Origin of the sequence: Brevundimonas sp., from assembly GCF_030656255.1 — a bacterium.
Lineage (GTDB): Bacteria > Pseudomonadota > Alphaproteobacteria > Caulobacterales > Caulobacteraceae > Brevundimonas.
Genome location: NZ_JAUSOE010000113.1, coordinates 15,798 through 28,441, shown reverse-complemented (window position 1 = coordinate 28,441; position 12,644 = coordinate 15,798). Strand labels below are relative to the sequence as shown.

The window sequence follows — 12,644 nt, the reverse complement described above, 5'->3', positions numbered from 1 at the left end:
CGAACCGGACGATGCCGTGGTCGGTGTCGGGGTATTCCAGCAGGGTGACCGGCCGCCCCTGGGCCGCCAGGTCGATCAGCCTCTGCCGCGTGGCTTCGGGCGGCGCGCCGGTGTCGTCCTCCGCCTGGATCCACAGCATGGGCGCGTCCAGCCGGCTCAGCACCGGCAGCGGGTCGTAGTCCCAAGAGGTTCCGACATCGAGCACCGGGGCCATGGCGACGATCTGTTCGTTCGGCGTGTTTAGCAAAAAGCCGGTGAACTCGCCCCTGATGTCGGCGAACCAGGGCTGGGCGCGATGTTTGGCTCGAACGACCTCCAGACCGTCGAAGCCGACCGCCCCGTGCGAGGCGATGAAGGCCCCGGTCACATCGGTGATCTCGCGCGCCTGGCCCAGCACATCGGCGCCCCACCCCTTGGCCTTCAGGTCCAGCATCACCTGATCACTGTCCTCCGCCAGCGCCCCATAGGCCAGGCCGAAACCCACGGTGACGAAGTCCACCGGGGTCAGGCTGGCGGCCAGCGGCGCGATCCAGCCGCCCTGGCTGGCGCCATGCAGGCCGACCCGGCCCGCCCGATCTCCGGCCAGCCGACGGGCCTCGACAACGGCGGCGGCGGCGTCCTCGGCCAGGATATGGAAGTCCTGAGTATAGCGGCCCTCCGATCCGCCCGAACCCCGCTTGGCGTAGACGAAGACGCCCACGCCCTCGGCCGGGGCGAACCGCTGGAAGGCGTTGAAGTCCAGCGCATTGGCGCCTTCCGACCCATGCACCTCGACCATGACGGGGACCGGCCCGTCGCCCGGCGGCAGGATCAGTCGCCCCTTCAGCCGCACCCCACCCTGCCCAACAAAGATCGTCTCGCGCACGTCCTGCACCTGGCGTCGTCCGGTCCGCCCCTCGAAGACGATCCGTCCCTCTTCGCAGGGTCCAAGCTGCGGCTGCGGACCTTCGACGCGGGCGGTGAACCCCAGCGTACTGATCCAATGACCCTGGGCGTCCAGCATCATCCTGGCCGTGGACCCGTCCAGCCGACGCCACCGCAGCCCCTTGTCCGCCAGCGGCGCGACATCCACCCAACTGCCGTCGTCCAGCCGATAGACGCCGACATGACAGACCACGGCTGGATCGGGGCGCTCATCGACGTCGGCTCCCGGCGCCTGAGCCATAGTGGGCAAGGCGACGGCGGAAACGATGAGGGTCAGGGCGGCGGCGAGCCAGTTTTGCGACATGGGTTTTCCGATCAGGGGGTGGGTTCTCGCCAAACGCCATTGCCGGTCGGCCGGCGGCTCGCTAGGCCCGACTTCGCGAACGGCGCCGTGGGTGCGCGAACGGGACGGCATGGGCCACAGGGCGAAGACCATCATCGGAGCGAAGTCCGCACGACGCTGGGCCGTCGACGCCCTCATGCTCGCCGCCATGGGCCTGTTGCTCGGTTTCCTCGGCCCCTTCGACTCGGACGATACGCCCCTCGCGCCCCGCTATGCCTACTGGATGATCTGCATGCTGGGCGGCGGGCTGATCGCCGTCGCGGTGGACGAGAGCCTGGGCCGTCGCCTGCCCGTGCTGTGGAGGCGCGTGTTCCTCACCTCGGCGCTCGCCACGCCGCTGGTGACCCTGTTCGTCGTCGTGACCCAGCACCTGATGTTCGCAGAGCAGCGCTGGTCGATCTATCTGCCGCTGCTCTGGCAGGTCTGGCCCATCATGCTGGCGGCCATGGCGGTCCGCGCCCTGGTCTGGCGCAAGCTTCCCACGCGGGTCGAGACCCGCACCCTCGTCGTCCCGCCCCTGCCCGAGGCCGAGGCGGCCTTCCGGCGCAGACTATCCGCCAAACGACGCAGCGCGCGACTGATCGCCATCGAGGCGCACGACCATTATCTGCGGGTCCATACCGATGCGGGCGCGGAGTTAATCACCCTGCGGTTCGCCGACGCGCTGGACGAACTGGCGCGGGCGCGCGGATGGCGGGTCCATCGTTCGTGGTGGGTGGCGGCCGATGCGGTGGAAGAGGTGCGCTGGCGACGCGGGACGGGCGAAATACGCCTCGTCGGCGGCCTGACGGCGCCGGTCAGCCGGACCCATGGCCCCGTGCTGAAAGCGGCAGGCTGGCTCTAGAGGCCTCCGCCCACCGTCGAGCGTGATCGCCCGGTCGGGCCGGACGATCACGATTGGGACGAAACCCTATTCCGGCAGGTCTTCGGCCAGGATCGCCATTTCGAACATGAACGAGCCTTCCTCGTCTTCGTCCTCGAAGACGATGCCGATGAACTCGTCGCCGACATAGACCTCGGCCGAGTCGTTCTGCTTGGGACGGGGCTTCACGATGATGCCGCCGGTGTTGAAGGTGCGCTTGAGGTGGGCCTCGATGCGCTTCAGGTCGGTGTCTTTCACGGGGGGCCTCATGGTCTTGGGTTGGCGGCGGACCCTAGAGAAGTCGGGCGTTGAGGGAAACCCGTCAGATCACGAAGTCGTACACCACGTCCGCCAGCGTATGATCCATCGTCCGCGCCGGTTCTGCCCCCGTGGGGCAGTTGACCAGCCGCGCCGGCACCCCCGCCACGGTGCAGCCGGACGGCACGGATTTCAGCACCACCGAGCCCGAGGCCACCTTGGCGTAGTCGCCGACGTGGATATTGCCCAGCACCTTGGCCCCGGCGCCCAGCAGCACCCCCTTGCCGATCTTGGGGTGACGGTCGCCGCGTTCCGCGCCCGTGCCGCCCAGGGTGACATTGTGCAGCATCGACACGTCGTCCCCGACCACCGCCGTCTCGCCGATGACGATGCCGGTGCCGTGGTCCAGGAACAGTCCCTTGCCCAACCGCGCCGCCGGATGGATGTCCAGCTGGAACAGTTCGGAGATTCGGCTCTGGAAGTGGAAGGCCAGGGTCTCGCGCCCCTGCCCCCACAGCCAATGGGCCACGCGCCAGCCCTGAAGCGCCTGGAAGCCTTTGAAATACAGGAAGGGCTGCAGCAGGTTGCGGATCGCCGGGTCACGCTCGGCCACGGCCTGCAGATCGGCTTCCGCCGCCGCGACCATGGTCGGATCGGCGACGAAGGCGGACAGGCAGACCTCGCGCACCGACATGGCGCTCATTTCCCCGTCGGCCAGCTTGCGCGCGATCTGGAAGCTGAGAGCGCCGGCTAGGTCGTCGTGCGACAGGATGACGGCGTTCATCTGCGAGCCCAGCTGGGGCTCCTCGCGAGAGGCGGCCTCGGCGGAGGCGCGCAGCTGGCGCCAGACGCTGTCGGTCTCGGTGACGATCTCAAGCTTGGCCATGCCGGGCTCCTTCGACGACATCATACCCGTCCCAGCATGGCCTGCGCCAGCGCCGGAGGCAGGCCTCCATTCTGCGCCATATGATAGGCCTTGTACGCCGTCGCCACCGTCAGGCTGTCGCGCACGGTTCCTCGCCCGATCTCGTCGAGCAAATCGAGGAAGGGCACGCGCACCACGGCGATGATCTCGGTCGGGTCTGGCGCGGTCGGCGCGGCGGTCAGCCCCCAGGCGATCCAGCTCATGCCGATCTCGTCAGTGATGGAGTTGGACATTTCGACGCTCAGGGCCGGCGCCCAGTGCGCGGCCTCCAGCCCCGCCTCCTCGGCCAGTTCTCGCCGCACGCCATCAAACGGATCCTCGTCCAGGGGCGCCCCGCCCTCGGGCATTTCCCACGAGTAGTTGGCCAGGGCGAACCTCTGCTGACCCACCAGCACCACCGTCCCGTCGTCATGCACCGGCAGGACGCCGGTCCCGACGTTCTTGAACCGCACGACGGCGTAGTCGGCCGCATGGCCCGTGGGCGCCTTCGCCGGGTGCCGGGTCAGGGCCATCCACGGGCTGTCGAACAGAACCTCGGTTCCGTCGCTGCGCCAGGCCGGCGGTTTCGCCAGACCTGCGGCCCATTTCGGTTCTTCGGAATTGCTCATGGCTCACCTATGGCGAAGGCAAGGACGAAAGCCTAGCTAGACGGCATGACCGAGCTGCCGCTGATCCCCTTGAACGCGCCCCTGCCCGCCCCCGTGCCGTCGCAGGAGTTGCGCGACCGCCTGGCCACGCGCCGCTCCGCCCCGGCCCAGGCCCTGGCCGCCCCCGGCCCGACGCAGGCCGAGCTGGACCAGATCCTGACCCTGGGCGCCCGCACCCCCGACCACGGCAAGCTCTTCCCCTGGCGGTTCGTGGTTCTGGGTCCGCGCAGCCGGGCCGAGATCGCCGAGAAGCTCGCCGTCCTGGCTGAAGTCCGCGACAAGCCGGCCAAGGATCAGGCGGTCCTGGCCAAGCTGACCGCCGCCCCCGTCACCATCCTGGTCGTCTCCACCCCGGTCCCGAACGCCAAGCCGGTGTGGGAGCAACAGCTGTCGGCCGGCGCCGTCTGCATGAACCTGGAACACGCGGCCGGCGCCTTCGGCTATTCGTCCAGCTGGATCACCGACTGGTACAGCTATGACTCCCAGGCCGTGGCCCTGTTCGGCCTGACCGAGGGCGAAACCGTCGCCGGCTTCATCCATATCGGAACCCTGACCGAGCCCGCCCTGGAACGCCCCCGCCCGGACATGGCCGCCAAGGTCACGCGCCTGCCCTAAGCGGAGCAGTGGCCTCTGTTAATCTTTTCTCCCTAACATCAGCGCCTTAACCGGAGACGTTACGGCCGATGTCCTGTGCGGGTTGCAAAGACGGAACGGGTTTCGACCTGCCGATCACCATGGCGTTTCAGCCGATCGTCGATGTCTCGACCCAGACCGTCTTCGCCTATGAGGCCCTGGTGCGGGGCAAGGACGGCGCCAGCGCCGGCCAGGTCCTGGCCCAGATTTCGGCCGACAACCGCTACGCCTTCGACCAGTTGTGCCGCACCACCGCCATCGAACTGGCGGCGGAGATCGACATGGCCGCCGAGGGCGCCAACCTGTCGATCAACTTCCTGCCCAATGCGGTCTATGAGCCGCGCGCCTGTATCCGCACCACGCTTGCGGCGGCGATGCGCACCGGCTTCCCGGTGAACCGGATCATCTTCGAGTTCACCGAGAGCGAGGCGATGGACGCCGATCACATCCTGAACATCCTGCGGTCCTATCGCGCCATGGGGTTCAAGACGGCCATCGACGACTTCGGCGCCGGCTATGCGGGCCTGGGCCTGCTGGCCCTGTTCCAGCCGGACATCGTCAAGCTGGACATGGCCCTGATCCGCGACATCGACACCGACCCGGTCAAGCGCACCATCGTGCGCAACACCCTGAACATGCTGCGCGACCTGGGCGTCGAGCCGGTGTGCGAAGGCGTCGAGACCCTGGCCGAACACGACGTCCTGCGCGACCTCGGCGTCAGCCTGATGCAGGGCTATCTGCTGGCCAAGCCGGCGCTTGAAGCCCTGGCCCCGGTCGCCTGGCCCCGCGCCGCTTCACTGGCTCGCACCGCCTGACGGTTCTTCTTCCGGCCGGTGCACCAACGACACCAGCACCACGGAAATGATCATCAGCAGGAACCAGGCCCCCAGCTTGCCCAGTGACACCATCTCCCACCCCGCCTCCTGCCCCGGATAGGACCAGGCCCGCGCGAACGTCCCCAGGTTCTCGGCGAACCAGATGAACAGGGCCACCAGCCCGTATCCCAGCAGCAGCGGCATCGACCGCCTGCGCCGGTCCGCCGTGAAATAGAACCAGCCCCGCCCGAACACCACAGCCGTCGCCGCGAACAGCACGATCCGCACGTCCGGCAGCCAGTGATGGGCGAAGAAGTTGACATAAATCGCCGCCGCCAGCGCCCAGGTCGTCCACAGCGGCGGATAGGCCCGCACCCGGATATGGAAGATCCGCTGCACCCGCGCGATATAGCTGCCGACCGCCGCATACATGAAGCCCGAGAACAGCGGCACGGCCCCGATGCGCAGCAGACTGTCCTCCGGATAGACCCACGACCCGTGCGCGGTCTTGAACAGCTCCATGATCGTCCCCGCCACATGGAACAGGAAGATCACCCGCGCCTCCTCCCAGGTCTCCAGCTTGAACGCCAGCATGGCCGCCTGGATCACCACCGCCCCGATCGCCAGAAAATCATACCGCGAGATCGGCGCCTGATCCGGCCACCACAGAAAGGTGCCGACGATGAGCGCCAGCATCAGCCCCCCGAACAGACAGGCCCACCCCTGTTTCAGCCCGAACCAAAGGAATTCGTAGGCGTAACGACGCGGCCGGGATTGGTCTGCCCAGGTTTCGGCGCGCGTGAGGAGACGACGGCCCCAGGCTTCGAGGGGGAGGCGACTGGACGCCTCCGAAACTTCCTCGCTCACACACTTTCCTTTCGTCATTCCGGGCGAAGCGCAGCGTAGACCCGGAACCCAGCGGCGCGCGAGAGCGCGAACCTGTCGCGGACTCGATCCTTAGGCAGTGTGCGGTGGATAGATTTCGCCTTCGGCGCCGCTGGGTTCCGGGTCTACGGGCCAAGCGGCCCTTCGCCCGGAATGACGAAAGAAGATGAAAGTCCCTTCTCCCCCTTGCGGAAGAAGGACGCAACGCCTCACCCCCGCCCGCGATAGGTCGGCACGCCCTGATCCGGCAGCCACAGCCCCTCCGGCGCCACGCCCGTCTGCCAGAAGACGTCGATGGGGATGCCGCCGCGCGGATACCAGTATCCCCCGATCCTCAGCTACTTGGGCGCCAGCAGGTCCGCCAGACGCCGGCCGATGGCGACAGTGCAGTCCTCGTGGAAGGCGCCGTGGTTGCGGAAACTGGTCAGGTACAGTTTCAGGCTCTTGGACTCGACCAGCCACTCGCCCGGCGCATAGTCGATGACGATATGGGCGAAGTCGGGCTGGCCCGTCACCGGGCACAGGCTGGTGAACTCGGGCGCCGTGAACCGGGCCAGATACAGCGTATCCGCATGGGGGTTCGGCACCCGCTCCAGCACGGCCGTCTCGGGGCTGGTCGGGGCGGCGGTCGGGGCGCCGAGCTGGCTGAGGTTGTCGGTATAGTGGGTCATGGGGCGCATTTAGGCGTTTGCGGCGCGTAAGAAAATCCTCCCCCGGGCGAACCGCCCCATTCCAAACCCCATCCGCGTCCGGCCCCCTCCACCGCGAAGATGCGGTCCCCCTCCCCGGGAGGACTATGAAGCCGACGACCGCAATCCTCCCCCATTGGGGGAGGGGGACCGCCGCGCCCCTTCGCGCGGTGGTGGAGGGGGCGCGCCGAGCTCGAGGTTTCTGGCGTTCAGCGCCCCTAGTTCCGTAGATTTTCTTTTAGCCTTTCAACGCCCTGACGTCGAAAAACGCTGCTCAACCCACCACGCCTTGAAACCCGGTTATAATCACCCCAATCGGATGGGAGGGCCGAAACTGGACACATTGGACTGTATTTTCACCGTCCAGATCCGACGCGGATTTCAGACAATTCATACTATTCAGACACTGTTTTTCCCTCGCCGAATCTGAAATCCCGCCGCCCGAATTCTCCCTGATTGCCTTCCCCCGCGACAGCCCGCTAAGCGTAGCGAAACGAAACCCAGGAGACGCCCGTGGCCATTCCCGCTTCGCTTCAAAAAGGCCTGATCCTGCCGATCATCTCGGCGCCCATGTTCCTGGTCTCCGGCCCGGATCTGGTGGTCGAGGCCTGCAACGCCGGGATCATCGGCACCTTCCCGTCGCTGAACCAGCGCACGACCGAGGGCTATCGCGACTGGATTCACGAGATCAAGGGCCGGCTGACCCCAGAGGCCGCCGCCTTCGGCGTCAATCACATCGTCCACCCGACCAATCCCCGGCTGATGGCCGACATGATGGTCTCGGTCGAGGAGAAGGTGCCGCTGATCATCACCTCGCTGGGGGCCGTGCGAGACGTGGTCGATGCGGTCCACGGCTACGGCGGTCAGGTCTTCCACGACATCGCCAACATCCGCCATGCGCGCAAGGCGGCCGAAGCCGGGGTCGACGGCCTGATCCTGGTCGCCAACGGCGCCGGCGGCCATGCCGGGATCATCAACCCCTTCGCCCTGGTCAACGAGGTCCGCAGCTTCTTCGACGGGACCATCATCCTGTCCGGCGCGATTTCGACCGGCCAGGACGTGGCGGCGGCCCTGATGCTGGGCGCCGACTTCGCCTATATGGGCACCCGGTTCATCAACACGACCGAGGCCATGGCCGCCGACGCCTATAAGCAGATGGTGATCGACAGCGGCTCGACCGACATCGTCCACACCCCGGCGGTCTCGGGCATTCCGGCCAACTTCATGATCAAGTCCCTGATCGACAACGGGATCGACCCTAAACACCTGCCCGAGCACAAGCTGGACATGGGCGACGAGGCCAAGGCCTGGAAGACGGTCTGGTCCGCCGGCCAGGGCGCGGGCGCCATCCACGACGTCCTGCCGACCGCCGAACTGGTCGCCCGGCTGCGACAAGAGTTCGCTCAGGCTACGGATGAATTCGCCATCAAGACCGGAGCACGCTAAAGGCGCCGAACCGCATCTCGCGCGTTGGAGCCCCCATGATCCGCACCGCCGTCCTCGCCGCCCTCGCCGCAGCCGCCCTCTCTTCAGCCTGGGCGAGCCCTGTCGCGGCCCAGTCCGCGTCTGACGGCGGCTGGTCGTTCGAGGTCGGCGCCGGCACGGATAACCGCTCCAAGGCGGCGTCGAAGTCGGGCAATGACGGCTATGTCTATGGCGCGGCGACCTGGGAAAGCGCGGACGGCCGCTTCTACGTCGGTCCGGGCCTGGAGACGATCCAGGCGGGCGGCTCCAATGTCGAGGCGGAGTTCGTCGCCGGCTACCGGCCCGAAGCCTTCGGCTACGCCTTCGATTTCAATCTCGCCTACAAGAACCGGCTCGACGCCGAGGCCGGCTATAACGAGGACGGCTGGGAGTTCACCAGCAACATCAGCCGCGCCATCGGTCCGGCCACGGCGCGGCTCCAGCTCCAGTATTCTCCCGACGCCGCCGGCTCGACCGAGGCCTTCACCTGGGTCGAGGCCCAGGCCGGCTGGGCTTTCAGCGACCGGCTGGAGGGATCCGTCGCCGTGGGCCGCCGCGAGCAGGACAACGCCCCCGACTACACCGGCTGGAACGCCGGCGTGACCTACGCCCTGACCCCGCGCCTGGGCCTGGATCTGCGCTACTACGACACCTCGGCCCATACGGACGGCGAGCAGTACGAAGACGCCCTTGTGGCCAAGGTCGCCTTCGCCTTCTAAGCGCCGCGCCTTGCACAAAGGGCGTTTGAGGCCCATATAGGGTCTGTCGATATCTCTCTGCGTAACGCCGCTGCTCCCTTTGCATCACGCACCGAGGTCCAAAAGCCGATCCCATTCAGACCCGACAGGCCGACCAGGGATCCCTCCCTGCGGTCAACGCCAGACGGAGGTCTCCAAATGGCTACCGGCACTGTTAAATGGTACAACCCCACCAAAGGCTACGGCTTTATCGCTCCCGATGACGGCGGCAAGGACGTCTTCGTCCACGCCTCGGCCGTCGAAACCTCGAGCGTTGGTTCGCTGAACGAAGGCCAGAAGATCTCGTACGAGATCGAGCGCGACTCGCGCTCCGGCAAGGAATCCGCCGGTCGCCTTACGGCGGCTGAGTAGGACACGCTTCGGAACACCATCGCCTTCAACGGCGAGGTGACCAAGCTCCTGCCGCTGGGCGGCCGCAAGGTCCGCCTGGACAACGGCCACGTCGTAACGGTTCTGCCCACGCTCGGTACGCCTCAGGGCGTCTCCGGGCTGGGTGATCCGGTCGTGGTTGAGATCGCCTTCAATCAGCTGAAGGGCTGGCGCCTCGCGCGCCGGCCCTGAAGCCTATTCCCTACAGGACGCCCGCATGACCCCGCTCGCCGACATGATCCCCTCGATGACCGACGCCGATCTGGTGACCCTGCGCGCCAACGCCGCCCGTCTGGTCGAACACGGCGCCTCGACCCAGGTCATGGCCGCCAGCGACATCCTGCCCGTCATCGACGCCGAAGTCGCCCGCCGCGCCGCCCTGCCCAAGGCCGCCAAGGCGCCGGTGAAACGCGCCGCTCCCAAGAAGAAGCTGCCGCCCGTCACCGGCCACCAGACCGCCCTGCCCTCCAGCTGAGATCAGCCCAGGGCCTGATCCAGATCCGCGATCAGGTCCTCGACGTTCTCGACCCCGACCGACAGCCGGATCAGGCTGTCGGTGACGCCGCCCTTCTCGCGGATGTCCTTGGGCACGCTGGCGTGGGTCATGATCGCCGGGTGGTTCACCAGGCTCTCGACCCCGCCCAGCGACTCCGCCAGCGTAAAGACCTGCACCCGTTCCAGCACCCGCTTGGTCCGCTCCAGGTCGCCTTCCAACACCACCGTCACCATGCCGCCGTAGCCGCCGTGCATCTGGCGCGCGGCCAGTTCGTGCTGCGGATGGGCGATCAGGCCGGGATAGATGACCTTGGCCACTCCCGCCCGCGTCTCCAGCCAGCGAGCGACGGTCAGAGCGTTCTCGCAGTGCGCCTTCATCCGCAACGCCAGGGTCTTGAGCCCCCGGTTGGCCAGGAAGGCGTCGAACGGCCCCATGATGCCGCCGACCGAGTTCTGCAGGAACTTGATCCGCGTCGCCAGATCGGGATCGGCCGTCACCAGCACCCCGCCGATGATGTCAGAATGGCCGTTCAGGTATTTGGTCGCCGAGTGCATCACCACATCCGCCCCCAGGCTCAGCGGCTGCTGGCAGAAGGGGGTGGCGAAGGTGTTGTCCACGATCAGCAGCAGCCCATGCGCCTTGGCCACCTTCGACAGAGCCGCGATGTCCGCCAGCTTCATCAGCGGATTGGTCGGGGTCTCGACCCACAGCATCTTGGTCTTGGGCGTGATGCCCGCCTCGACCGCGCCGATGTCGCTCAGGTCCACATAGGCGAAGTCCAGCCCCATGGTCCGCCGACGCACCCGCTCGAACAGCCGCCACGAGCCGCCGTAAAGGTCATCGCCCGTGACGATATGATCGCCCGCATCCAGCAGCTCCAGCGCCGTCGAGGTCGCCGCCATGCCCGATCCGAAGCCGAACCCGTGCGTGCCGCCCTCCAGGTCGGCGATACAGGCCTCGAACGCCTCGCGCGTCGGGTTCTTGCCCCGGGCATACTCATAGCCCTTGTTCACGCCCGGACTTTCCTGGGCGTAGGTCGAGGTGGCGTAGATCGGCGTCATCACCGCGCCCGTGGTCGGGTCGGGGTGCTGTCCAGCATGGATGGCGCGGGTCGAGAAACCCTGGCTGTTCTTGGTGTCGGCCATGGGATTACCGGTTCAGGCTGAGGTGGTTGATCAGGTCGGTGCGGGTGATCAGGCCGACGAACTTTTCGCCGTCCAGCACGATGGCCACACGGTCACGGTCGAACACGGGGATCAGGGCGTCCAGCGGCTCCTTGACTTGAAGCGTGTCCAAATCGCGCGTCATGGCCGAGGCCACCGGCTTGGCGAACCGTTCCTTGCGGGTGATCTCGTCGGTGTTCATCACGTGGATCAGGTCGCTCTCGTCCAGGATGCCGACCAGGCGTCCGTCTTCGATGATCGGCAACTGGGACACGTCGGCGCCCTTCATCCGCTTGAAGGCGGTGTCCAGGGTGTCGCCCGGACCGGCGACGACCACGTCGCCCTTTTCGTATTTGCGGTTGATCAGGTCCGACAGGTCGCCGTGCAACTCGCGCTCGCCCAGGCCCTGATCGGCCAGCCAGGCGTCGTTATAGACCTTGGACAGATACTTGGCCCCGGTGTCGCAGACGAAGGTGACACAGGTCTTGGCTTCGGTCTGTTCGCGGCACCAGCGCAGGGCCGAGGCGATCAGGGTGCCCGACGACGAACCGGCCAGAATGCCTTCCTTCAGCAGCAGTTCGCGCGCCGTGGCGATGGCCTCCGCGTCGGGGATCGAATAGGCCTTGTCGATCAGGCTCATGTCCGCCGTGTCGGGCACGAAGTTCTGGCCGATGCCCTCGACGGTATAGCTGCCGTCCGGCCCCGGCACGCCCTCGTTGACGATGCCGGCCAAGGTCGATCCGACCGGATCCGCCAGTATGATCTGAGCCTTGGAGCCGACGCTCTTCAAATAGCGCGCGACGCCGGTGATGGTGCCGCCCGAGCCGATGCCGGCGACGAAGGCGTCCATATCGCCGCCCGTCTGCTCCCAGATCTCCGGCCCCGTTGTCTTCACATGGGCGTCAGCGTTCGAATGGTTGGCGAACTGGTTGACGTAGTAGGCGCCGGGGATGGCCTGGGACAGGCGCTCGGCCATGTCGGTGTAATACTCCGGGTGGCCATGCGGCACGTCCGAACGCGTCAGGCGCACATCGGCGCCCATGGCCCGCAGATGCTGGATCTTCTCCTTCGACATCTTGTCCGGGATGACCAGCAGCACCTTATAGCCTCGCGCCCGGCCGACCAGGGTCAGCGCCAGGCCCGTATTGCCCGCCGTCGCCTCGACGATGGTGCCGCCCTCCTTCAGCCAACCCTCTTTCTCGGCGGCGTCCAGCATTTCGACGGCGATCCGGTCCTTGATCGAGCCGCCGGGGTTCTGGGACTCCAGCTTCAGCAGCAGGCGGCACTTGCCGGTGTCGATCTTCGTCACCTCCACCATCGGCGTCTTGCCGATCAGATCCAGCGGCGACTTCACGGTCGCGCTCAGGGCGGGGGCATGCAGGGACATCGAAGACTCCATTCGGGGACGGCGGA

At 67.0% G+C, this 12,644-nt stretch carries 15 protein-coding genes and 1 pseudogene; 8 read left to right on the top strand and 8 right to left on the bottom strand.

From position 1 onward, the window contains the following. On the bottom strand, positions 1–1,405 hold a 1,405-nt coding region (locus Q7J26_RS11815; protein ID WP_304936614.1), incomplete at its 3' end, for a S9 family peptidase. Here Q7J26_RS11815 and Q7J26_RS11810 point away from each other — a divergent pair. After that, positions 1,404–2,111, top strand: a complete 708-nt coding sequence (locus Q7J26_RS11810; RefSeq protein WP_304936613.1) for a LytTR family DNA-binding domain-containing protein — start codon at positions 1,404–1,406, stop codon at positions 2,109–2,111. The two genes, Q7J26_RS11815 and Q7J26_RS11810, sit on opposite strands and share 2 nt — an antisense overlap. A gap of 66 nt (positions 2,112–2,177) precedes the next feature. Here Q7J26_RS11810 and Q7J26_RS11805 read toward each other — a convergent pair whose 3' ends face one another. The 3 genes from Q7J26_RS11805 to Q7J26_RS11795 are packed head-to-tail and all read right to left on the bottom strand — an operon-like array spanning position 2,178 to position 3,920. Next, on the bottom strand, positions 2,178–2,399 hold the full coding sequence (locus Q7J26_RS11805; protein WP_370651939.1) for a DUF3126 family protein: 222 nt from the start codon (positions 2,397–2,399) through the stop codon (positions 2,178–2,180). A gap of 52 nt (positions 2,400–2,451) precedes the next feature. Beyond that, positions 2,452–3,273, bottom strand: coding sequence for a serine O-acetyltransferase (gene cysE / locus Q7J26_RS11800; protein WP_304936612.1), 822 nt, complete (start codon positions 3,271–3,273; stop codon positions 2,452–2,454). Positions 3,274–3,293: 20 nt separating this feature from the next. Next, positions 3,294–3,920: an NUDIX hydrolase gene (locus Q7J26_RS11795; RefSeq protein WP_304936611.1), complete on the bottom strand. Its 627-nt coding sequence runs from the start codon at positions 3,918–3,920 to the stop codon at positions 3,294–3,296. A gap of 45 nt (positions 3,921–3,965) precedes the next feature. Here Q7J26_RS11795 and Q7J26_RS11790 point away from each other — a divergent pair, with 45 nt between their 5' ends. Both Q7J26_RS11790 and Q7J26_RS11785 read left to right on the top strand, forming a co-directional pair. Further along, positions 3,966–4,574 (top strand): nitroreductase, encoded by a 609-nt coding sequence (locus Q7J26_RS11790; RefSeq protein WP_304936610.1) that lies wholly within the window; start codon positions 3,966–3,968, stop codon positions 4,572–4,574. A 68-nt stretch (positions 4,575–4,642) separates the two neighbouring features. Next, complete coding sequence (locus tag Q7J26_RS11785; RefSeq protein WP_304936609.1) at positions 4,643–5,407, top strand: EAL domain-containing protein; 765 nt, start codon at positions 4,643–4,645, stop codon at positions 5,405–5,407. On the opposite strand, the gene Q7J26_RS11780 is transcribed toward Q7J26_RS11785, so the two are convergent. Next, entirely contained in the window at positions 5,387–6,274 is an 888-nt protein-coding gene (locus Q7J26_RS11780) for a DUF817 domain-containing protein (RefSeq protein WP_304936608.1), read from the bottom strand. The genes Q7J26_RS11785 and Q7J26_RS11780 overlap by 21 nt on opposite strands. Before the next feature lie 227 nt (positions 6,275–6,501). Continuing rightward, a pseudogene (queF, locus tag Q7J26_RS11775) lies at positions 6,502–6,963 on the bottom strand (preQ(1) synthase). 531 nt (positions 6,964–7,494) lie between these two features. Between queF and Q7J26_RS11770 the strand changes: the two are divergent. The 5 genes from Q7J26_RS11770 (at position 7,495) to Q7J26_RS11750 (ending at position 10,047) form a co-directional block, all read left to right on the top strand. After that, positions 7,495–8,427: a nitronate monooxygenase family protein gene (locus Q7J26_RS11770; protein ID WP_304936607.1), complete on the top strand. Its 933-nt coding sequence runs from the start codon at positions 7,495–7,497 to the stop codon at positions 8,425–8,427. Positions 8,428–8,462: 35 nt separating this feature from the next. Beyond that, positions 8,463–9,164: a TorF family putative porin gene (locus Q7J26_RS11765; RefSeq protein WP_304936606.1), complete on the top strand. Its 702-nt coding sequence runs from the start codon at positions 8,463–8,465 to the stop codon at positions 9,162–9,164. A gap of 177 nt (positions 9,165–9,341) precedes the next feature. Further along, positions 9,342–9,554, top strand: coding sequence for a cold-shock protein (locus tag Q7J26_RS11760; RefSeq protein ID WP_008260450.1), 213 nt, complete (start codon positions 9,342–9,344; stop codon positions 9,552–9,554). A 36-nt stretch (positions 9,555–9,590) separates the two neighbouring features. Further along, complete coding sequence (locus Q7J26_RS11755) at positions 9,591–9,764, top strand: hypothetical protein (protein ID WP_008262128.1); 174 nt, start codon at positions 9,591–9,593, stop codon at positions 9,762–9,764. Between the two features lie 25 nt (positions 9,765–9,789). Then, positions 9,790–10,047, top strand: a complete 258-nt coding sequence (locus Q7J26_RS11750; protein WP_008260096.1) for a hypothetical protein — start codon at positions 9,790–9,792, stop codon at positions 10,045–10,047. A gap of 2 nt (positions 10,048–10,049) precedes the next feature. Here the strand turns inward: Q7J26_RS11750 and Q7J26_RS11745 are convergent, their stop codons facing one another. After that, positions 10,050–11,213, bottom strand: a complete 1,164-nt coding sequence (locus Q7J26_RS11745; protein WP_304936605.1) for a cystathionine gamma-synthase — start codon at positions 11,211–11,213, stop codon at positions 10,050–10,052. 4 nt (positions 11,214–11,217) lie between these two features. Further along, on the bottom strand, positions 11,218–12,618 hold the full coding sequence (locus tag Q7J26_RS11740) for a cystathionine beta-synthase (RefSeq protein ID WP_304936604.1): 1,401 nt from the start codon (positions 12,616–12,618) through the stop codon (positions 11,218–11,220). Positions 12,619–12,644 lie beyond the last annotated feature (26 nt).